The sequence below is a fragment of the Rahnella inusitata genome (assembly GCF_018288855.1).
Lineage (GTDB): Bacteria > Pseudomonadota > Gammaproteobacteria > Enterobacterales > Enterobacteriaceae > Rahnella > Rahnella inusitata.
Map to the genome: position 1 here is coordinate 1493777 of NZ_CP065024.1, position 22256 is coordinate 1516032.

Sequence of the window (22256 nt, forward strand, 5' to 3'; positions counted from 1 at the left end):
TCCCGTTCATCATTTATGATGCGCTCAAGTGCTGGTTTACACGTGCTGGAGCGTATTATGACCTGCTTCTGATTTATTCGGTAAGCGAATCGTGGCAGAAAGAACCAATGACACCATCAATAATACGGTGATGATGCTGAAGGTCACCGCGAAACCACCGAACAGTGAAGCCACCAGAGAAGCGAAGATGCTACCGATACCAAAACCGAGATACAGCAGACCGTAGTTTTTGGTCATGTTGTTCAGGCCGAAGAAATCGCTGACCAGTGACGGATACACGGTGATAGTCCCGCCGAAGCTGAAGGCGACACAGGCCACGGAGATGAAGAACATGGTTTCATTCATGTGAGTGAACAACATCATGCTCATCCCGGCCAGAGAGACGATTTGCGCGATGGAAATCACGCGAATACGCTGCATTTTGTCAGACAGCACGCCGAGCACCAGACGGCCACTCAGGTTAGCAATCGCGATGACGGTCACGGCGTTAGCGGCGGTCAGGGCGTCCAGTTTCACCAGACTTTGTCCGATATCCTTCGCCACACCAATCACATACAAGCCGCTCATACAGGCAGTCAGGAACATCAGCGCCAGCATCCAGTACTGTGGCGCGCGAACCGCTTCGGCCAGCGTGAATTCGCGGCTGTCTTTGCTGTTATCGTTCAAAGAGTTCTCTTCGCGAGTCACATCAGCGGTTTCCTGTTTCGGCGCATCTTTCATCATCAGTGCACCAGTAATCACCATCACCATCGCCACGCCGCCCCAGATCATGAAGGTGTTTTGCAAACCTTCCGTCGCCAGCAGATGACCGCATACGAATTTGAACAGCAGGCTGCCTAAACCGTAGGCACCGATTGCGCAGGCGGAGATCATCCCTTTACGCTCAGGGAACCATTTTACGCAGTTGGAAAGCGTCAGCAGATAACCCGCACCGTCCGCCAGACCGACCAGCACACCGGCACTGATATACAGCATGATCACATTGTCGGAATGCGCCGTCAGGAAGAACCCGGCAGCCATCAGCACACCGGCGGCGATGGTGACGTTGCGAACGCCGAAACGTTCCTGAAGTTTGCCTGCGACGGAAGAAGAGATAGCCAGACACAGGCTGAGGATCCCGAAGGTCAGTGCGACGCGACTGACCGGCTCACCCAGCTTTTCAGAAAGCTGACCGTTGAACAGACTCCAGGTGTACACAGATCCCAGCGCGAGTTGAGTCAGAATTGTACCGGCCAGAGTCAGCCAGCGGGTACGGTTGTAGTTCGGCATGCCAGATTTGTCACTCATAGTGGGTTCTCCCGAGCGAAGTAGATTCAATTAACTGTGGCTATGATAGTCCCCGGGAATATGTGCGGTTCATTTGCGGCGTGAGATGCATGAGTTGCGGAATGAAATGCATTTATGAGGGTATGAGTCGCCATTTTCGGGCTAAAAACGCCCCGAAATTCGACTTAAAATGCCTCCGCAGTCCTTGCGGGACGCGGGTTTTAGTTGATCTGGATCACTAATCGGTTATTTAGTTTTTTGGGCAGGGGCGTTCGGGGGGAAAGGGGCGAAAATTTGCCCCTGCTAGTCGGAACAATGAAAGGGGGGTCACACCACTTGCGCATTCAGCGCCGCGTTGATTGCGGCGGCCACGCCGGTGGGATTTTCCCACATCATCGAATGGCCAGCCTGTGGGACAACGGCGGTGTGAATGCCGTGCTGCGGCAGAACCGCGACGTCGGGCTCCGGCAGGGAGAACTCACCGAACAGTACCGTGGCGGGCATTTCAAGCTGATAAAGCTGCTCACGCCACGATGTTGCCTCGCCATTCACCAGTCCGACGGCCTGACGGTGAATAGCCAGCGGTGAAGCTACCGCCATCGACCCTGCCCAAACCTGATCATTACCACGCACCGCAATCTCAATCAGCCGCGCATGCCCTTCGTCGAGATAGTCTTCTTCAGAATATTTCGCGACAGCCCGACTGAACGCGCCGCCACCGGCATCCAGATTCGGCTCGGCAACGATCAGCCGCTGGATGAGATCCGGACGCCGGGACGCGACCATAATGGCAATGCTGCCGCCCATGCTGTGGCCGATAAGATTCACCTGCGGCACGGCGAGATTTTCCAGCCAGGCGATTACGCAGTCAACGTGGGCCTGCAGGCTGTAGCTGAAATCCTGCGGTTTATCGCTGAAACCTGAACCGGCTAAATCGAGCAGGAAGGAACGTCGCGGGCGCAGTGACGCGTCGGTCGCCACGCGTGGAAAATCGCAAGATGATGCGCAACCCAGACCGTGTATAAATACCAGCGGAACCCCAAGCCCTGATAATTCATGGAACCGTAAATAGAAGTCTGCCCCAGGCACTTTGAAAGATCTCATCTCAATCCTTTGTTTTTATAAGAGAGTCATGGGCGGATTATAAGCAGATTTTTTAGTTAACACTGTATAAAAAACGAGTCATTAGATGAGTGTTTGGCAACCCATTATTTATGAGAAGTAATTTGGCTTAAGACATTCTGCTTATGAATATTTATTTGCAGGCTCTTCCCACCAGCCGGGCAAGTGATAGCATGGCGTTCTTACTCACTTTATGGATTTATCTGATGGTCAGGTCAGGCGGTTGTGTGGCGGTGATGTTGGCGCTGGCGTCGTTTTCAGCATCGGCTGTTACGCAATATCAATGTGTTTTAACCCATCATACGCAGTCGGATGATGGCAGTGATGTCTCTGAAGTGGTGAATAAAAACGCCGCTGTTTATGATGCGGGCAATACGTTCAGCTTTTCACCGGATGGTAGCAAACTGATCACCAGCCCTGAACTGACCGACATTATCGGCAAAGACAATCAGCCGATGAAAGCGGGCGCGCAGGATAACCTGATGTATATCCATACGAAAGACAGCTTTGTGGTCGCTACCCAGACCGAAGGTTACGTCTATGGGGATTGCAAACTCAACACCGCCAAATAAAAGGCGCCCCCTTTCAGGCAGCAGGTGCGTTGGCCGGATCCGCCACGCACTGCAATATTCCTGCAATAAATAGAAACACTCCTGCTACTTCATTAGCACACTTCTTATAGTCGCCTGTTGCAGGGCGGGCTATCCTTTCGCACTTTTCCAGACTCCACTCTTTTTCATTTCGCCCGCTTTAAGAAGCAGATAATAAAGGTAGTTGCCCGCTTATGGCCTTACTAAACGACGAAATCCGCGACCATACCGCCGAGTCCGTCCTTTTCGTCCGCCGCGCCGTGATTGCTTTTATGGTCGTGTTTCTGCTGTCCGCCGTTCTGGTGCTAAATCTGTATCATTTACAGGTGGGAATGCATGATTTTTATCAGACCCGCTCAAATCAGAACGACATCAAAATGCTCCCGATCGCCCCCAGCCGCGGGTTGATTATGGATCGCAACGGCGTGGTGCTGGCGCAAAATATCACGCTGTATCAGTTGCAGATGATCCCCGGCAAAGTCCCGGATTTACAGGCAACGCTCAATGCGCTTAAGCCGATTGTTGACTTAACCCAGGACGATCTCGACAGCTTCCATGACGCGATGATCCACGGGCGTCGCTTTGCGCAAATCCCTCTGAAACTGGCGCTGACCGATGTCGAAGTCGCGCGGTTTTCGGTAAATCAGTTCAATTTCCCCGGCGTGTCGATAAGTACCTATCAGCAGCGGCGTTATCCCTATGGCGCGGAGCTGGCGCACGTGGTGGGTTACGTATCGAAGATTAATGATAAAGACGAAAAGCGACTCGACGCCGAGGGGATTTCCGAGAACTATGCCGCAGACCATGATATCGGCAAGCAGGGCGTTGAAAAGTATTACGAAAGTATTTTGCATGGCCGCACCGGTTATCAGGAAGTGGAGGTCGATAACCACGGTCACGTGGTGCGTCTGCTGAAAGAAGTCCCGCCGCAGGCCGGGCAGAATATTTATCTGACGCTGGATCTCGGTTTGCAGCAGTACATTGAGAAAGTGCTGAAAGGCCAGCGTGCCGCGGTGGTGGTGATGGATCCGCGCGACGGCGGCATCAAGGCGATGGTGTCCAGCCCGAGTTACGACCCGAATCCGTTTGTGAACGGCATCTCCAGCAAAGAGTACAGCGCGCTGCTGAAAAACCCGGATCTACCGCTGATCAACCGCGTGACGCAGGGGCTCTATCCGCCAGCGTCTACGGTAAAACCGTTTATGGCGACGTCGGCGTTGTTCGAAGGTGTTATCACGCCACAAACCTCTTTCTTCGGCGCGCCGACCTGGACGTTGCCGGGCACGCAGCGCCATTATCGTGACTGGCTGAAAACGGGCCACGGGATGCTCAATGTCACCAAAGCCATCGAAGAATCTGCCGATACCTTCTTCTATCAGGTGGCGTTTGAAATGGGCATCGACCGTATTCACACCTGGCTGAGCAAATTCGGCTACGGCAAGTCTACCGGTATCGATCTGGACGAGCAGTACAGCGGCGTTCTGCCCAGCCGTGAGTGGAAAATGAAGGTACACAAGAAAGGCTGGTATCAGGGCGATACGGTATCGGTCGGCATCGGGCAGGGTTATTGGGTGGCGACGCCGATTCAGATGGTGCGGGCGCTGAGTGCGCTGGTGAATAACGGTAAGCTCGAAACGCCCCATCTGCTGTATTCGTCAAAAAGCGGCAAAACGATCACGCCGTATAAAATGCCGCCGACGCAGCAAATTGCCGATCCGACGTCGCCTGTCTGGGGTATCGTCAAAAATGGCATGTTCGGCATGGCGAATCTGCCGAACGGCACCGGCTATAAGTTGTTCCACACCGCCCCTTATCAAATTGCGGCGAAATCCGGGACATCTCAGGTATTCAGCCTGCGTGAGAATCAGGTCTATAACGCTAAAATGACCCCGGTTCGCCTGCGTGACCATATCTTCTATACCGCGTTCGCGCCGTATAAACATCCTTCGGTGGTGATGGCGCTGATCCTGGAAAACGGCGGAGGCGATGGCGTTGTCGCCGGGCCGACGGCGCGCGCGATCCTCGATCATATATTTATCCCGCAGCAGGCTACTCAGTGCGATCCGGCCAAAGTGGATAATCCGATAGACTGCGAACAGCCGGTGCCGACGCCAAATTCACTGGGTTTCAGCGAGCATTGACAGTGGTTTGCCGGCTTTTTTCCCCCGGATTTAGGGTTTTAGTGCACTTTACGGACTTCTCTGAATACGTGGTTTAAGCGCTGCTGTGCCGGGGATTAACCCGCACTTCAGCGCGATGAAATTGCGTAAGTAATAAAATTCTTAGTTCAAACTGACCTGTTCAGCATCTACCATCCTCTTCGTGGTTGTATTTTTTGCTATTGTTTTGATGAAGCCTTTAAATAAACAACACATGCTAAACAGGACGATGTCTTTATTTTCAGGACATCCGCAATACGTATTTTTGCAGTTATTTTGAACCCGGGAAATCTGCTTCGCTTTTGCGTCATCGGTTTTTACGATGAAAAGCGGCGCATGAAAAATGAGGTCTGTGAATGAAAACGCCAGAAATCCCTACTGACGAGGCGAAGCGCATCCACGCGTTGCGTGCCTACAATCTGCTCGATACCCTGCCGGAAGAACGTTTTGATCGCCTGACCCGTCTCGCACGAAGACTGTTTGATGTGCCCATCGCACTCGTGTCGCTGGTAGACGTCAACCGTCAGTGGTTTAAATCCTGCCAGGGGCTGGCGGCCACCGAAACCTCGCGGGATGTCTCTTTCTGCGCTCACGCGATTCTGGAAAATGACGTCATGCTGGTGCCCAACACCCTTTGTGACGAACGTTTTCACGATAATCCGCTGGTAACCGGCGATCCCGGTATTCGTTTTTATGCCGGATGCCCGCTGGTCGTCCCCAACGGCAGTTCACTGGGTACCTTGTGCCTGATCGACGTGAAACCCCGTGAGATGAGCGATGATGAACGCCAGTTGCTGCGCGACTTAGCCAAAATGGCCGAGCAGGAAATCGGTGCGCTGCAAATGGCGACGATGGATGAACTGACGCTGGTGGCGAATCGTCGTGGATTCGAAGCGCAGGCGCAGCAGACGCTGAATGCGTGTCAGCGTCTGGGCTTACCGGCCACGATGCTCTTTTTCGATATGAATGATTTTAAAGCGATTAATGACAAGTTCGGGCACGCCGAAGGCGATCGCGCGCTGACCGTATTCGCCGGTATTCTCAGCGGATTGCTACGCGAAACTGATGTGGTCGGGCGACTCGGCGGCGATGAGTTTGTTGCGCTGCTGACCAACGCCAGCCATCTTGAGGCGAGGGAAATCATGCAGCGTCTGCACGAAGCGGTAGTTGCGTGGAACTTGCAGGAACAGCGCGGCTACGACATTAAATTCAGCGTCGGGCAAATTGAATATGACGCGGCGAAACACGCCTCCGTCCATAGCCTGCTGGCAGACTCCGATCAGGCGATGTACAGCCAGAAGCAGCTCATTAAACGCGCGGTGATTAGCCACTGATTTCTTATTGTCATAATTTGGCGACAATCCCCAAAAAAGGTGTCGCCATTTAGAGACATATATCTTATTGATTTTTAAGTTATTTAATAAAAGGTGTCTGAAGTGTTGGTTTACGGCGACACTCTGGCTGTTTTTTCAGCGGGTTATCGGGTTTGCAGGCAGAACAATAAAATCACATTTATATAAAAAATGATAAATTTCAGTGTGATATATTTTTTATTTAAATGTTGGCATGCATTGTGCTAGTATCACTGCAGTTGCTCATTCACCTGATTATGATTGGCTCACGCGAAAGCGTTGATATGCTCATAATGCCCGAATGACGCCTAAGAAACGGTGCCTATCGTTCACCAGACCGATAATCGTTGCGCAAGCACGTTATCAAGCATCGAACGACACGTTGAGTGAGGCACCACCTCTTCCGGTTTGCAGAACATCCTGATGGATGTTCTGCAACACCACCCCTCTGAAATTTCCTTTTTTTCTACCATTCCAAAAACCTTAAAGACCATTCGCCGCGACACTGGCTGTTCATACCTTTGTCAGCTAGCATGACTTCATCTGTTGAAAATGAGATGAATGCGTTGAAAAGAGGACGTTTATTCCCCGGTTCGTTACGCCAGTTGGTATTGATGGCTTTCCTGTTAGTCCTGCTGCCTTTGCTGGTACTGGCTTATCAGGCCTATGACAGTCTCGACCAGCTCAGCCGCCAGGCTGCACGGATCAACCGCACTACGCTGACCGATGCCCGTCGCAGCGAGGCCATGTCCAGCATCGCGCTGGAAATGGAGCGCAGCTACCGTCAGTATTGTGTCCTTGACGATCCGACGCTTTCCCGCCTTTATCAAAATCAACGCAAACAATATTCGCAATTACTGGACGCGCATTCTGCCGTGTTGCCAGATTTACGTTATTACCAGACGCTGCGCACGTTGCTGACCCAACTGACTATGCCGGTTTGCCGCAATAACTCGCCGGATGACGATTCCTCAGCGCGGCTGGAGAATTTCTCGCGCACCAATGCTGAAATGGTGCAGGCCACCCGCGAAGTGGTGTTTTCACGCGGTTTACAGTTGCAGCGAGAAATTGCCGAGCGCGGCCAGTTCTTTGGCTGGCAGGCGCTGGTGCTGTTCCTCCTCAGCGGTGCGCTGGTGGTGCTGTTTACCCGCATGATTATCGGCCCGGTGAAAGGCGTTGAACGCATGATCAACCGGCTGGGCGAAGGGCGTAATCTGGGGGATGTCTCGCGTTTTAAAGGCCCGCGGGAAATCCGCTCGCTGGTGCAGCGTATTGTCTGGCTGAGTGAACGACTGGCGTGGCTGGAATCGCAGCGTCATGAATTCCTGCGCCACATCTCTCATGAGCTGAAAACACCGCTCGCCAGTATGCGCGAAGGCACTGAATTGCTGGCCGATGAAGTCGCCGGACCCTTGACGCCCGATCAAAAAGAAGTGGTGGCGATCTTAAACAACAGCAGTCGCCATTTACAGACGCTGATCGAACAGTTACTCGATTACAACCGGAAACTGGCGGATGCGCCAACGCTCAGCGTGAATGTCGATCTTAATGCGTTGGTCACTGACGTGGTGGCAGCCAACAGTCTGCCTGCGCGGGCGAAGAAAATCCGCAGTGAAGTGGTTATTGATGCGCCACAGTGTCTGGCAGAACCGACGCTGTTGCGCCGGGTGCTGGATAATCTCTACTCCAATGCGGTGCACTACGGGGCTGAATCCGGTACTATTTGGGTCCGCAGCCGGTATGGTGAAGAGCGGGTGATTATCGAGGTGGCGAACTCCGGAGCCCCGATCCCCGACGCCGAGCGCGCGATGATTTTTGAACCTTTTTATCAGGGCAGCCAGCAGAGAAAAGGGGCTGTAAAAGGCAGCGGTCTGGGGTTAAGCATTGCTCAGGACTGTATTCGCCGTATGCATGGAGAGCTGCAACTGGTTGCCGTTGAGGATGCTGACGTCTGTTTCCGTATCGAATTGCCCCTGACGGCTGAGAAGAATAAATAATGATGATATTCGCTGGCGGGTGCGACCAATGAGCGCATTCACCTTACTGATTAAATCTGTTCGCCGATTTTTGTCGATCGGTAGCGCGCTGGTACTGGCGGGATGCGTGCAGCACACTGCCGATAATTCCTATTATCAGCAAGTTTCCAGTAATGTTGTTCCTGAAAGCAAAGTGACTGATTTTCGTATTGCGCCCTGTGAGACCCTCTGGGCGCTGGACGATGACGACGCGCTGACCAATTCCCTCTACTGGCTGCGTGCGATGGATTGTGCCGATCGTATGAGCGACGCGCAGGCGCGTTTTCAGGCGCAGCAGATCCCCGCCGCCAGCTGGGATCAGATCTTCAAACAGAGCATCCTGCTGTCAGGTGCCGATCCGGATCTCACGCAGCGCCGGGCCTTGCTGAATAAAGTCAGCCAGAATCGCGGACAGATGCCGTCTTCAATCCGCCCGCTGGTGCAGCTGTGGCGCGAGCGTCAGAATTTGCAGGTGGTACTGGGGGATGAAAAAGCCGGCAATCTCCGCCAGCAATCACTAAATGAAGAAAAACTTCAGGTGATGACTGCACAACAGCAGACACTGGAAAACAGTCTGGCGGATACGCGCCGTAAGCTGGAGAACCTGACTGATATCGAACGTCAGCTCTCCTCGCGCAAACAAATTCAGGGTGATTTACCGGACAACGATCCCGCCACGCCGGCGAAACCGGCTTCTGAATCCTCCGTGAAACCGGCTGAGACTTACACGCCGCCTAAGGATCCGAACGCAAAATGACGCTACGAAAAGCTGCCAGTTTATTGCTGGTCGATGACGATCCCAGCCTGTTAAAACTGCTGGGTATGCGCCTGACCAGCGAAGGTTTCCGTGTCACCACTGCCGAAAGCGGGGCAGAAGCGCTGCGTGTGCTGCACCGTGAACGTATCGACCTGGTCTTGAGTGATTTGCGCATGGATGAAATGGACGGCATGGCGCTGTTCGCGGAGATCCAACAATTCCAACCGGGCATGCCGGTGATCATTCTTACCGCGCACGGCTCGATCCCCGATGCGGTCGCCGCCACGCAGCAGGGCGTCTTCAGTTTCCTCACCAAACCTGTCGATCGCGATGCGCTCTATAAAGCCATCGATGAGGCGCTGGCGCAGTCCAGCCCGTCGGCGGATGAAAGCTGGCGCGAAGCAATTGTCACCCGCAGCCCTGTCATGCTACGTCTGCTGGAGCAAGCCAATATGGTCGCCCAGTCCGACGTGAGCGTGCTCATCAACGGCCAGAGCGGCACCGGTAAAGAAGTGCTGGCGCAGGCGATCCACGGTGCCAGCCCGCGCGGGAAGAAAGCGTTTATCGCCATCAACTGTGGTGCGTTGCCGGAACAACTTTTGGAGTCCGAGCTGTTCGGCCATGCCAAAGGTGCGTTTACCGGCGCGGTCAGCAGCCGGGAAGGGCTGTTTCAGGCGGCAACCGGAGGGACGTTATTTCTTGATGAAATCGGCGATATGCCGCTTTCATTGCAGGTAAAACTGCTGCGTGTTTTGCAGGAGCGCAAGGTGCGCCCGCTCGGCAGCAATCATGATATTGACGTCGATGTCCGCATTATTTCTGCCACGCACCGTGATTTGCCCAAAGCGATGGAGAAGGGCGAATTTCGCGAGGACCTGTTCTACCGTCTGAATGTGGTCAGCCTGAAATTGCCAACGCTGAGCGAAAGGGCGGAGGATATTCCGCTGCTCGCCAATCATTTGCTGCGGATCTCGGCGCAGCGGCACAAGCCGTTTGTGCGCAGTTTTTCTACCGATGCACTGAGACGTTTGATGGCGGCCAGCTGGCCGGGAAACGTGCGTCAGCTGGTGAACGTGATCGAGCAATGTGTCGCGCTCACTTCCGCGCCGGTGATCAGCGAAGCGCTGGTTCAGCAGGCGCTCGAAGGGGAGAACACCGCATTGCCGACATTCGCCGATGCGCGTAATCAGTTCGAGCTGAATTATTTGCGTAAGCTTTTGCAGATAACCAAAGGCAATGTCACGCAGGCGGCGCGTATCGCCGGACGTAACCGCACCGAATTCTATAAATTGCTGTCGCGCCACGAACTGGAAGCGACCGATTTTAAAGAGTAAAGACTGTAAAGAATATCAGCGCCATCGGGTACATTCCCGCCCCTGAACTATGATACCTTTAGCCCCTTCGTACGCCACGCGCCTGCGAAGCCAGATTGTGAACCATGCTGCCGCTCAGGAAGGCGGAGAGCAAACGAATGATTATAAGGGTCCGCCATGAAAAAGATTGATGCGATTATCAAGCCATTCAAACTCGACGATGTCCGCGAAGCGCTGGCAGAAGTCGGGATTACCGGGATGACCGTCACCGAAGTGAAAGGTTTTGGCCGTCAGAAAGGTCACACCGAGCTGTACCGTGGTGCTGAATACATGGTCGATTTCCTGCCAAAAGTGAAAATCGAAATTGTTGTGGCTGATGACATCGTGGATACCTGCGTGGAAACCATCATGACAACCGCGCAGACCGGTAAAATCGGCGACGGTAAAATCTTCGTGTTCGACGTGGCGCGCGTGGTACGTATCCGTACCGGCGAGCAGGACGAAGAAGCTATCTGATCCGCCGTGCGGAGCAGAAACGGAAAAGGCTGACATCGCGTCAGCCTTTTTGCTTTACAGCCTTTCAGATTCAGATCACTTTATGCGGGCCGAAACATTCATAGTGAACTCTGTCTTCGCTGACGTTCATCGCCAGCAACTGTTGCGCGGCGAACTGCATGAACCCGACCGGGCCGCACAGGTAAAAATGCATCGCCGGGTCGCCCAGTTGCGAGCTGACTTTGCTTAAATCCATCAGCCCCTGAAACTGGAAATCTTCGCCAGGGAGATCACTTTCCTGCGGCTGGTTATACCAGACATGGCTTTCCAACGACGGCAGTCGCGCCCCGGCACTTTTCACTTCACCGGCGAAAGCATGGACAGCGCCGTTTTCGGCAGCGTGCAGCCACTGAACCGGGGCGTTATGCCCGCGCTGCGCCAACGTATTTAGCATTCCCAGCATCGGCGTCTGGCCGACACCGGCGGAAATCAGCGCGACCGGCGTGGTGTCGCTGATTTCCATGAAGAAATCACCGTGCGGTGCGGCGAGGTGGATGATGTCACCAGGCTGTGCGTGGTTGTGCAGGAAGTTCGACACCGCGCCCTGATCTTCGCGTTTCACCGCGATGCGATAAGTTTTGCTGTTCGGTGCCTGCGTCAGGGAATACTGGCGAATTTCCTGATTCTTCAGCGAAGCGTCGCGGATATACACCGCCAGATATTGCCCCGGCTGAAAGTCCGCTACCGGCTGGCCATCGACCGGTTCGAGCAGGAAAGAGGTAATCAGACTGCTTTGCGGTTGTTTCGTGGCGATACGAAATTCACGAGTACCGCTCCATCCCCCGGTTTTCTCTGCGCTGTCCTGATAGATTTCGGCTTCACGGTTGATGAACACGTTCGCCAGCACGCCGTAGGCTTCGCCCCAGGCATTCAGAACTTCCTGACCCGGACTGAACATTTCATCGAGCGTCGCCAGCAGGTGTGTACCGACAATATTGTACTGTTCCGGGCGGATGGTGAAACTGGTGTGCTTCTGAGCAATACGTTCTACCGCAGGCAGCAGCGCCGCGAGATTGTCGATGTTGGCGGCATAAGCACAGATGGCGTCAAACAGTGCCTGACGCTGATCGCCGTTGCGCTGATTGCTCATATTGAAGATGTCTTTCAGCTCAGGATTGTGGGCGAACATGCGGTCATAGAAGTGCGCGGTGAGCTTCGGGCCGGTCGCGGCGAGTAAAGGAAGGGTGGATTTAACGGTTGCGATAGTTTGACTGTCAAGCATGGTGAACTCCGTGTCGTTTATTGTAACGCCATAACATGTATTTTAAATGCATCTTATGTAAACCCACAATTTTTGTAAACACCCCTAAAGGGGTAGGGCTATTATCAGATGAGGAATGGCTCACAAAGCTGAAATTTGTACATGTTCAGGTGAATAAAACTCCCTTGATTATGGACAGAGGTTCACAGATCAAAGCCTTGCTGTATCTGGAGCCAATCGTTTGCCTAAAAACCTTAAGCTGACCCTATCCGAAGGCCGCTTAAACATTTACACTGTGGCGCAGAACCCGCAAGGGGCGTTTATTTTTTAGTTTGTTGAGTCAGGAGATGCGGATGTTAAAGCGTGAAATGAACATTGCCGATTATGATGAAGTGCTGTGGGCAGCAATGGAAAAAGAAGTTGTTCGTCAGGAAGAACATATCGAGCTGATTGCGTCAGAAAACTATACCAGCCCGCGCGTTATGCAGGCTCAGGGCTCGCAACTGACCAACAAATATGCCGAAGGCTACCCAGGCAAACGCTATTACGGTGGCTGTGAGTACGTCGACATCGTTGAACAACTGGCTATCGACCGTGCAAAAGAATTGTTCGGTGCTGATTTTGCTAACGTTCAGCCACACTCCGGCTCACAGGCAAACTTCGCGGTTTACACCGCACTGTTACAACCGGGCGACACCATTCTGGGGATGAACCTCGGTCACGGCGGTCACCTGACTCACGGCTCACCGGCTAACTTGTCCGGTAAACTGTACAACGTGGTGCCTTACGGTATCGACGAAACTGGCGATATCGACTACGAAGATGTGAAACGTCAGGCTGAAGCGCACAAACCAAAAATGATCATCGGCGGCTTCTCCGCGTTCTCCGGTATTGTTGACTGGGCCAAACTACGTGAAATCGCTGACAGCATTGGTGCCTACTTATTCGTCGACATGGCACACGTTGCTGGCCTTATCGCCGCAGGCGTTTACCCTAATCCGCTGCCACACGCACACATCGTCACCACAACCACGCACAAAACGCTGGCTGGCCCACGCGGTGGTCTGATCCTGGCGAAAGGCGGCAGCGAAGAGTTCTACAAAAAACTGAACTCCGCCGTCTTCCCTGGTGGTCAGGGCGGCCCGCTGATGCACGTGATTGCCGGTAAAGCGGTAGCACTGAAAGAAGCGATGGAACCTGAATTCAAGGTGTACCAACAGCAGGTGGCGAAAAACGCACAGGCAATGGTGGCTGTGGTTCTGGAACGTGGTTACAAAGTGGTTTCCGGCGGTACGCACAACCACTTGTTCCTGATGGATCTGGTGGATAAAAACCTGACCGGTAAAGAAGCTGATGCCGCTTTGGGTCGCGCCAACATCACCGTGAACAAAAACAGCGTGCCAAACGATCCGAAGAGCCCGTTTGTAACTTCTGGCGTACGTATCGGTACACCTGCTGTGACCCGTCGCGGCTTCAAAGAAGCAGAAGTCCGTGAACTGGCTGGCTGGATCTGTGACGTACTGGACAACGTGAACGATGAAGCCACTATCGAACGCGTAAAAAACAAAGTTCTCGACATCTGTGCACGCTTCCCGGTTTACGCATAATATTGCGGTAACCGTCAGGTGCTAAAACCCGCTCCGGCGGGTTTTTTTATACGTATGAATCAGAATTTGTGAGCTGGCAGACATTCTTTTGTCATGGAGAGGTTTGCGGATTGCTAGCGATTGTGAGCTCTGTCAAAGTATTGGCCTCACACCGGAGGATCTATGGAATTGCGTTCCACACGCTGGCTGTCACTCAGTTATTTCACCTATTTTTTCAGTTACGGTATTTTTCTTCCCTTCTGGGGGTTATGGCTTAAAGGCGAGGGGATCTCTTCTGAAAATATCGGCCTGCTGCTCGGCGCAGGGTTAGTCGCTCGCTTCCTTGGCACGTTAATCATTTCTCCTTCCATCAAAGACCCCTCTCATTTAGTAACCGGGCTGCGCATCCTGGCATTGCTCACACTGGCCTTCGCCGTCGGCTTCTGGTTCGGCAACGGCTGGGCGTGGCTGATGATCAACATCGCCGGTTTCAGCCTGTTCTTCGGGCCACTGGTGCCGCTGACCGATGCGCTGGCGGGGACGCTGCAACGTCAGATCAACATGGATTACGGCAAAGTGCGCGTCTGGGGCTCGATTGCGTTTGTGATAGGGTCGGCGCTGACCGGCAAACTGGTGGAGGTCTACGGCCATAACGCGATTTTATACACGCTGACCGCAGGCGCGGCGGCGATGCTGCTCGGGATGCTGCTGCGTCCAAGTGTGAAGCCGGTCGGGGAACCGCGTCAGAGCGGCGCGCCGACCATCACCTGGAAAGCGCTGCTGAGTGAAACGCCGGTCTGGCGATTCCTGCTGTGCGTCACATTGTTGCAGGGTGCGCATGCGGCCTATTACGGCTTCAGCGCCATCTACTGGCAAGACGTCGGCTATTCTTCGACGACTATCGGCTATTTATGGTCGCTGGGCGTGGTGGCGGAAGTGCTGGTATTTACCTTCAGCAAACAGCTGTTCAGCCGCTGGTCGGCGCGCGATTTACTGCTGTTGTCGGCAGTGTGCGGTGTGGTGCGCTGGGGACTGATGGGCGAATTTACCGCGCTGCCGTGGCTGATTTTGATTCAAATCCTGCACTGCGGCACGTTCACCGTCTGTCATCTGGCGGGTATGCGCTTTATTGCAGCGCGTCCGCGCGATCAGGTGATCCGCTTACAGTCGGTGTATTCTGCGCTGGCAATGGGTGGCGGGGTGGCAATTATGACGATGGTGTCCGGCTTCCTGTTTGAACATCTGCATGCCGGATTGTTCTGGGTGATGGCGATTCTGGCGGTTCCGGCTATTTTCCTGCGTCCAAACGTCACGCCTTCCGCACCGGCAACGCCTGTCAGTTAAGGCGCTTCGAGCAGCGAGCGGATACGTTTTCGCTGCTCTTTCGCCAGCGGCAGTTGGGTGTGAATGACCAGCGGATCGGCGTCGGTGCTGCGGGTGGCGTAGGGCGTAACAATCATTGCTACGCCGCTCGGGGCACCGAATTTATAGAAATCCGTCAGCGTCTGATATTTGATATTAAGTGGCAGCAGCGTAGCTTCGCGGATTTGCTGCTCGACCGCCTCTTCCAGTTCCGGATTATTGTGCGTCAGCAGTAATATCTGTTTCTCCTGTAACGCATTGCCCTGCATCAGCCAGGCGCCAAAAGTGATCGCCACCAGCCCGATTTCATCTTCTGAGAGCGCGATCAAATACTCCTGCTCAAACCCTTCCAGCGCTTCGCGGGTGGTACGTACCAGACGCGGATACATCCGGTTGACCTCTTCCTGCATCAGATTATCGATGCCAATGCCGAAATGACAGCGTTCAATCGCCGGACCGAGATGCGCAAAAAGCTGGCCGACCAGACCTTCGTAACTGCTGAATTTCATGCCAGCGACATCCTGAAAGCGCGCCACCAGATTCTCGATTTGCAGCAGCAACCGCTGATCTTCGGTCGAGCCGGAACTCTGGTAGGTGTGCGTTTTCAGCATGCGCAGCATCAGCGTGAAAAACTCACACTCGCTGTCATCCATCAGGCCGTGACTCAGGGTTTGCAACTGCGTAAACAGCGTTCGCGCCGCCGGATACTCCGCTTTTTCGCGCAGCCAGCGACGCTGTTGTTCGGTGAAACGAATCCCACCGGACGGCGCGCTTTGCCATGCACCGTTCTGCCACAGACAATATTGCAAACAAATGCGTATCAGCTGGCAATCGTGCTCGCTCAGCCCTTTCGGCAACAGCGAGGCACAATCTTCGATCATGACCCCCAGAATATCGGTGCGCAGTACCACCTTTGGGCAAGGCTGACCTTCGAACGCAATATGTAACCAGGGCAGAAAATGACGCGGCACGAAATCCGGGGAAATACGCAGGGTGCGGCGTAATCCCTGAAACAGACACAGGCGCTGGGCGAGGGTGTCGCCCTGAATGCGGCACTCTTTTTCGCTGTATTGCAGAACGTCCAGCCGGTGTATGCGTTGGATCTCGCAGGTGACTTCCGCCAGATCGTCCCACGTCGTTCGCAGATCAACCCGGTTGATTTCACTGATAATCTCCAGTTGCACAGCCGTCAGCGGCGCGTACAGCATCAGCAACACGTGGCAGCGACGTTGCGAAGCGGAAAGCGCGGGAGCAGGTTGTGGATCCAGAGTCATATCACCTTCTGTAATGGTGTCACTTGAAATTATTAGTCAAGCATAGCAAACCGCCCGCCCGCGAAAGGCCGCGGCCATTGGGTTTTACTCCGGCTTACAACTCAGATCACAGATATTTTTGACGACCGCTTAAATGCACAGCAAAATACTGTTACTAAGTAACAATTTAATGATGCTTTACAGGAGAGTGACGTTGCAAAAAACCAGGGACAGGCTCTCAGGACGCAGTATGCGCTGGCTTGCGCTGGCGCTATTTTGCCTGCCGGGCGCTGCGTCTGCGCATCCGCACAGCTTTATTGATATGCAGACCACGCTGGTTGCCGACGAGACTTCGTTGACCGGCCTGAAAATGGTCTGGACGATGGATGAAATCACCTCGGCAGATTTGCTGTATGACGCGCAAAATGCCAAAACCGGTTCGGATATCTGGAAGAAGCTGGCAGCAGAAGTGATGGCGCGCGTGCTCAGCCAGCATTATTTCACCAACTTTTATCGTGAGGGAAAGCCGGTGAAATATCTGGACTTACCGAGCGAATATCAGCTTTCCCGCAAAGGCGACCAGGCGGTGCTTGAGTTTGTTCTGCCGCTCGCCCGTCCTCAGCCACTGACCGGAAAACCGATGGAGTTTATGACGTTTGACCCGTCCTACTTTGTCGATATGACCTACAAAGACAAAACCGCGCTGCACATGCCGGCTGCCCTGGAAAAGCGCTGCACGCTGGCGCTGTTTACGCCAAAGCCAAACGCTTCGCTGCAAAGCTACGCGCTGTCGCTCGATAAAGCCGATGCGCCGCCGGAAAGCATGGATCTCGGTCAGCAATTTGCACAGAAGGTCACGCTGGAATGTCATTAATCTCAACGTCATCGAAAACCATTTCCTGGCGCGATCTGTGGCCGCTGGCGGTCTTTCTTATTCTGCTGGCGGCAGGGGGTTTCCTGCTGATGCATTATTGGCCGCGCATATTGCTCAGCAGCATTATGTGGCAACGGGATTTACATCAGGAACTGGCGGGATTATTGCGCCAGGTAAAAGAAAATCCGATGCGGGCGGGCATGACACTGGCGGGCTTTAGCCTCATTTACGGCGTTGTACACGCCATCGGGCCGGGGCATGGAAAAATCGTCATCACCACCTATCTCGCCACCCATCCTTCCCGACTGAAAAGTAGCCTGAAACTGACTTTTGCCTCGGCGATTGTGCAGGGGCTGGTGGCGATATTGCTGGTCAGCGTGGTGCTCGGCGTGTTGCAGCTCTCTTCCCGTCAGCTGCATCAGAGCAGTTTCTGGATGGAGCAGGGGAGCTTCATTCTGGTTATCCTGCTCGGTCTTTTGCTGTGCTGGCGGGCGCTGAAACGCGTTTATCACACGCTGAAAAGTCTGCGACCGGTGCCCGCGATGAAGATACGCAGTATTTCACCGCAGGGCGCGCAGCCGCATGTTCATGACGATCATTGCGGTTGCGGCCATCAGCATGTGCCGAGTGACAAACAGTTGCAGGCGGGCGGAGATTTACGCACGCAAATTGCGATCGTGCTGGCGATGGGGCTGCGACCCTGCTCGGGTGCTGTCATGGTGTTGCTGTTTGCCAAGGTGATCGGCGTGTACAGCTGGGGCGTGATTTCAGCTATCGCCATGGCCATCGGCACCTCACTCACCGTTTCCCTTATTGGCGTGCTGGTATTTTACAGCCGGGCGCTGGCGGTGAAGCTGAGCGCCAGCCGGACGCCTGCGGTCTGGCAACGCATCGCCTGGTCGCTGCTGGCACTGGGCGGAGGAATTGTGCTGCTGGTAGCAGGTATTCTGTTGTACAGCACAGCGGGCGGAGAGGCTTCATCGGGGCTGGGCGGTCCGTTCGGTCGCTAAAAAAAGGCATAAAAAAACGGACGCCCGCAATGGACGTCCGTTTTTTTTAACTGATAAGCAGCGGAATTAACGCTTCAGCGCTTCGCTCAGTTCTTCACGCATGGTATTGAGAATACCTTTAACAACGCGCGGGTTACCGGCAACGATGTTGCCAGAAGAGTAATGGTTGTGGCCGCCAACGAAGTCAGTCACCACGCCGCCTGATTCACGAACCAGCAGCTCGCCACCGGCGAAATCCCATGGCTTCAGCGCCACTTCGAAGAAACCGTCAACGCGACCAGCGGCGACATACGCCAGGTCCAGCGCAGCAGAACCGGTACGACGGAAATCTGCACACTCGGTGAACAGTTTGCCAATCACGTTGATGTAGCTTTTTGCGTGTTGTTTGGCTTTGAACGGGAAGCCGGTAGCCAGAATGGTGCCGTCGAGGTCTTTAGCGTTGGTGCCGCGCAGACGGTAACCGTTCAGCTGTGCGCCCTGACCGCGGGTCGCGGTGAACAGTTCGTTACGCATTGGATCGTAAACTACCGCGACTTCAGTGCGGCCTTTGATGCGCACGGCGATAGATACAGCGAAATGTGGGAAGCGTTTAACGAAGTTGGTGGTGCCATCCAGCGGGTCGATAATCCATTGTACATCTTTGTCTTCGCCTTCCAGTTCGCCACACTCTTCACTGATGATGGTGTGTTTTGGATAGGATTTGCGAATGACGTCGATAATCATGTGCTCGGCTTCGCGGTCTACATTGGTAACAAAATCATTGGTACCTTTTTGAGTCGCTTCTACAGAATCTGGCGTTTCGTAATGTTTGGCAATCAGGTTACCGGCCTTGCGCGCAGCGCGCACGGCGATGGTGAGCATCGGATGCATGGATATCTTCCAACTAGGATGTTAAAGAACGGGAATACGGGAAACGGCGCGCAGTATAGCAGGGGTTCTGAAAATTAACTACCGTTGTGATAGGCTGTTGTGATTTTCCGCCACGCTCAGAGTTTGTATGCTGCCCAATATCCGTATTGTATTAGTTGAAACCTCCCACACTGGCAATATGGGCTCTACCGCCCGTGCCATGAAAACTATGGGATTATCCAGCCTGTATCTGGTCAATCCGCTGGTGAAACCTGACTCTCAGGCCATCTCTTTGTCTGCCGGTGCCAGTGATGTGATCGGAAACGCGAAGATCGTTGATACGCTGGACGAAGCCCTGGCGGGCTGCAGTCTGGTGATCGGCACCAGCGCCCGTTCGCGCACATTGCCGTGGCCGATGCTCGAACCGCGTGAATGCGGCGAGCACAGTGCCATCGCGGCACAAACCGCGCCAGTCGCACTGGTGTTTGGTCGTGAACGCGTTGGTCTGACTAACGAAGAGCTGCAAAAGTGTAATTACCACGTCTGCATTCCCGCGAACCCTGAATACAGTTCGCTGAATCTGGCGATGGCTGTGCAGATCATTGCGTATGAAGTGCGCGTGGCGCACCTTGCTTTACTGGAAGCCGCGAAGCCGCAGGTAGAGTATGAAGAGTCACCGTATCCGCTGGTCGATGACCTCGAGCGTTTCTATCAGCATCTTGAACATACGTTGCTGGAAACCGGCTTTATTCGACAGGCGCATCCCGGTCAGGTAATGAGCAAATTACGTCGGTTATTCACCCGTGCGCGACCTGAATCTCAGGAGTTAAACATCCTGCGCGGCATCCTGACGTCGATCGAAAAGACTAAGAACGGCAAGGAATAAGCCTCACTTTCTGATAATAAAGACAGTTTTTAGTCTGATTATCATAAGGTTGCGACTTTGCTTCTCCCTCGTTCTTTTGGCTCTGTAATACTTGAGTAAATTACTAGGTTAAATAGTTGACTGTTTTACTCGGGAATGGCAGACTCATTTGCATGTTCCGAACCAATGTATTTTTTTTTAAGTAATTCAACACAGGTAACCATGCTATGAGACTGACATCCAAAGGCCGTTATGCCGTGACCGCTATGCTTGACGTAGCGCTGCATTCACAGGAAGGACCGGTACCACTGGCTGACATTTCTGAGCGCCAGGGCATCTCCCTTTCTTATCTGGAGCAGCTGTTCTCGCGTCTTCGTAAAAACGGTCTGGTTGCCAGCGTTCGTGGTCCGGGCGGTGGTTATCTGTTAGGTAAAGATTCCGCGGATATCGCTGTTGGCGCAGTCATCACTGCCGTCGATGAATCCGTTGACGCAACCCGTTGTCAGGGTAAAGAAGGGTGCCAGAACGGCGAACGCTGTCTGACTCATACCCTGTGGCGTGATCTGAGTGAACGCATCAGCGGCTTCCTGAACAACATTACGCTGGCAGAGCTGGTCAATAACCAGGAAATCCTGGAAGTGGCCGACCGTCAGAACGGTGAAGTCCGTCGTCAGCCAAATGGCCGTCAGATGGAAACGATCAATGTGAATTTAAGAGCGTAATCTCTTTTTCCACTGATGATCGACGCTTAAAAAAGCCCGCGGGAAATTAATTTCCGCGGGCTTTTTTCTTTTACTGACGTCAATTCTTACCGATTAGTGCCCGCAAAACGTCATTTCCCTTTTAAGAATCCGTGAAGCCGTTTTAAACTGGCTGTCGTTTTTAATTCTTTTGTTCGATAACGAACGCGCAGTCCGGAGCTTGCCTGCCATGAAACTACCTATCTATCTCGATTATTCCGCCACCACGCCGGTCGATCCGCGTGTTGCGCAGATGATGATGCAGTGTCTGACACTGGACGGTACTTTCGGCAATCCGGCCTCCCGCTCGCACCGCTTTGGCTGGCAGGCCGAAGAGGCCGTCGACGTGGCGCGTAACCAGATTGCTGATCTGATCAATGCCGATCCGCGTGAAATTGTCTTCACCTCGGGCGCGACAGAATCTGACAATCTGGCTATCAAAGGCGCAGCCCATGCGCAGCGTGCGAAAGGCAACCACATCATCACCAGCCAGACCGAACACAAAGCGGTGCTCGATACCTGTATCCAGCTGGAAAGCGAAGGTTTCGACGTCACCTATCTGGCTCCGCGCGAAGACGGTGTGATCACCCCGGCGGCGGTAGAAGCGGCGATGCGTCCGGAGACGATTCTGGTGTCAATCATGCAGGTGAACAACGAAATCGGCGTAATTCAGGACATCGCTACTCTCGGTGAACTGTGCCGCAGTCGCGGCGTTTTATTCCATGTCGATGCGACCCAAAGCGTGGGCAAGATAGCTATCGATCTCAGCGAGTTGCCGGTCGATCTGATGTCGTTCTCGGCGCACAAGATTTACGGCCCTAAAGGTATCGGCGCGCTCTACGTGTGCCGCAAGCCGAAAGTGCGCATCGACGCGCAAATTCACGGCGGCGGCCACGAGCGCGGTATGCGTTCCGGGACGCTGCCGGTGCATCAGATTGTCGGCATGGGCGAAGCGTACCGCATTGCCAAAGAAGAGATGACCGCCGAAGCAGAGCGTCTGACCGTACTGCGGGATCGTCTGTGGAAGGGCATTCAGCAGCTGGATCAGGTGCATCTCAATGGATCGCCGCAGCACGCGGCACCCAACATTCTCAACGTCAGCTTTGCCGCCGTGGAAGGGGAATCTCTGATCATGGCGCTCAAAGATCTGGCGGTGTCCTCCGGTTCGGCTTGTACCTCCGCCAGCCTTGAACCTTCCTACGTTTTGCGTGCCATAGGATTGAGCGAAGAACTGGCACACGGCTCCATCCGCTTTTCGCTGGGGCGCTGGACCACCGAAGAAGAAATTGATTATGCCATTGCGCTGGTGGTGAAATCGGTCCGCCGCCTGCGTGAGTTGCCACCGGTTTATATGAAATGAAGTCCCTCCCTATAAAAGGGCGATTTA

The 22256-nt window shown here is 53.9% G+C and carries 19 protein-coding genes; 14 read left to right on the forward strand and 5 right to left on the reverse strand.

Annotated elements, in window-relative coordinates; translation table 11 throughout:
- Positions 1 to 36: 36 nt before the first annotated feature.
- Positions 37 to 1287: an L-lactate MFS transporter gene (locus tag I2123_RS07060; RefSeq protein WP_112164791.1), complete on the reverse strand. Its 1251-nt coding sequence runs from the start codon at positions 1285 to 1287 to the stop codon at positions 37 to 39.
- Between the two features lie 306 nt (positions 1288 to 1593).
- Positions 1594 to 2370 carry an alpha/beta fold hydrolase gene (locus tag I2123_RS07065; protein WP_213052067.1) on the reverse strand — a complete coding sequence of 259 codons (777 nt, stop codon included), beginning with the start codon at positions 2368 to 2370 and terminating at the stop codon, positions 1594 to 1596.
- A 143-nt stretch (positions 2371 to 2513) separates the two neighbouring features.
- Between I2123_RS07065 and I2123_RS07070 the strand changes: the two genes are divergently transcribed.
- The 7 genes from I2123_RS07070 to glnB all read left to right on the forward strand — a co-directional run bounded on the left by I2123_RS07070 (position 2514) and on the right by glnB (position 11090).
- Positions 2514 to 2960, forward strand: coding sequence for a hypothetical protein (locus tag I2123_RS07070; protein WP_244879889.1), 447 nt, complete (start codon positions 2514 to 2516; stop codon positions 2958 to 2960).
- 212 nt (positions 2961 to 3172) lie between these two features.
- Complete coding sequence (gene mrdA, locus I2123_RS07075; RefSeq protein ID WP_112164793.1) at positions 3173 to 5119, forward strand: penicillin-binding protein 2; 1947 nt, start codon at positions 3173 to 3175, stop codon at positions 5117 to 5119.
- Between the two features lie 374 nt (positions 5120 to 5493).
- Positions 5494 to 6471, forward strand: coding sequence for a sensor domain-containing diguanylate cyclase (locus I2123_RS07080; protein ID WP_112164794.1), 978 nt, complete (start codon positions 5494 to 5496; stop codon positions 6469 to 6471).
- A gap of 575 nt (positions 6472 to 7046) precedes the next feature.
- Positions 7047 to 8486: a sensor histidine kinase gene (locus I2123_RS07085; protein ID WP_213052068.1), complete on the forward strand. Its 1440-nt coding sequence runs from the start codon at positions 7047 to 7049 to the stop codon at positions 8484 to 8486.
- 28 nt (positions 8487 to 8514) lie between these two features.
- Complete coding sequence (qseG, locus tag I2123_RS07090) at positions 8515 to 9261, forward strand: two-component system QseEF-associated lipoprotein QseG (RefSeq protein WP_112164796.1); 747 nt, start codon at positions 8515 to 8517, stop codon at positions 9259 to 9261.
- Positions 9258 to 10595, forward strand: a complete 1338-nt coding sequence (gene glrR, locus I2123_RS07095; protein ID WP_112164797.1) for a two-component system response regulator GlrR — start codon at positions 9258 to 9260, stop codon at positions 10593 to 10595. Before qseG ends, glrR begins: the two co-directional genes overlap by 4 nt.
- 156 nt (positions 10596 to 10751) lie before the next feature.
- Positions 10752 to 11090 (forward strand): nitrogen regulatory protein P-II, encoded by a 339-nt coding sequence (gene glnB / locus I2123_RS07100; RefSeq protein ID WP_013574351.1) that lies wholly within the window; start codon positions 10752 to 10754, stop codon positions 11088 to 11090.
- A gap of 70 nt (positions 11091 to 11160) precedes the next feature.
- Here glnB and hmpA read toward each other — a convergent pair whose 3' ends face one another.
- Positions 11161 to 12351 carry an NO-inducible flavohemoprotein gene (gene hmpA / locus I2123_RS07105; protein WP_213052069.1) on the reverse strand — a complete coding sequence of 397 codons (1191 nt, stop codon included), beginning with the start codon at positions 12349 to 12351 and terminating at the stop codon, positions 11161 to 11163.
- 332 nt (positions 12352 to 12683) lie between these two features.
- On the opposite strand from hmpA, the gene glyA reads away from it, so the two are divergent.
- Together glyA and I2123_RS07115 are read left to right on the forward strand one after the other, a co-directional pair.
- A complete protein-coding gene (gene glyA / locus I2123_RS07110; protein ID WP_112164799.1) occupies positions 12684 to 13937 on the forward strand; it encodes a serine hydroxymethyltransferase in 1254 nt (417 codons plus the stop codon).
- A 162-nt stretch (positions 13938 to 14099) separates the two neighbouring features.
- Complete coding sequence (locus I2123_RS07115; protein WP_213052070.1) at positions 14100 to 15260, forward strand: 3-phenylpropionate MFS transporter; 1161 nt, start codon at positions 14100 to 14102, stop codon at positions 15258 to 15260.
- Here I2123_RS07115 and csiE read toward each other — a convergent pair.
- The gene (csiE, locus tag I2123_RS07120; RefSeq protein WP_213052071.1) at positions 15257 to 16552 is read right to left on the reverse strand and encodes a stationary phase inducible protein CsiE; all 1296 of its coding nucleotides are present in this window, start codon (positions 16550 to 16552) and stop codon (positions 15257 to 15259) included. The genes I2123_RS07115 and csiE overlap by 4 nt on opposite strands.
- A gap of 229 nt (positions 16553 to 16781) precedes the next feature.
- Between csiE and I2123_RS07125 the strand changes: the two genes are divergently transcribed.
- Positions 16782 to 17405: a DUF1007 family protein gene (locus I2123_RS07125; protein ID WP_244879890.1), complete on the forward strand. Its 624-nt coding sequence runs from the start codon at positions 16782 to 16784 to the stop codon at positions 17403 to 17405.
- The gene (locus I2123_RS07130; protein WP_112164803.1) at positions 17396 to 18415 is read left to right on the forward strand and encodes a nickel/cobalt transporter; all 1020 of its coding nucleotides are present in this window, start codon (positions 17396 to 17398) and stop codon (positions 18413 to 18415) included. Before I2123_RS07125 ends, I2123_RS07130 begins: the two co-directional genes overlap by 10 nt.
- A 66-nt stretch (positions 18416 to 18481) precedes the next feature.
- Here the strand turns inward: I2123_RS07130 and suhB are convergent, their stop codons facing one another.
- Positions 18482 to 19285, reverse strand: coding sequence for an inositol-1-monophosphatase (suhB, locus tag I2123_RS07135; protein WP_112164805.1), 804 nt, complete (start codon positions 19283 to 19285; stop codon positions 18482 to 18484).
- Positions 19286 to 19412: 127 nt separating this feature from the next.
- Between suhB and trmJ the strand changes: the two genes are divergently transcribed.
- The 3 genes from trmJ (at position 19413) to I2123_RS07150 (ending at position 22229) form a co-directional block, all read left to right on the forward strand.
- Entirely contained in the window at positions 19413 to 20150 is a 738-nt protein-coding gene (gene trmJ, locus I2123_RS07140; RefSeq protein WP_112164806.1) for a tRNA (cytosine(32)/uridine(32)-2'-O)-methyltransferase TrmJ, read from the forward strand.
- A 206-nt stretch (positions 20151 to 20356) separates the two neighbouring features.
- Positions 20357 to 20851: a Fe-S cluster assembly transcriptional regulator IscR gene (iscR, locus tag I2123_RS07145; RefSeq protein ID WP_056781306.1), complete on the forward strand. Its 495-nt coding sequence runs from the start codon at positions 20357 to 20359 to the stop codon at positions 20849 to 20851.
- Positions 20852 to 21059: 208 nt separating this feature from the next.
- Positions 21060 to 22229, forward strand: coding sequence for an IscS subfamily cysteine desulfurase (locus I2123_RS07150; protein ID WP_213052072.1), 1170 nt, complete (start codon positions 21060 to 21062; stop codon positions 22227 to 22229).
- The last annotated feature ends 27 nt before the right edge of the window (positions 22230 to 22256 follow it).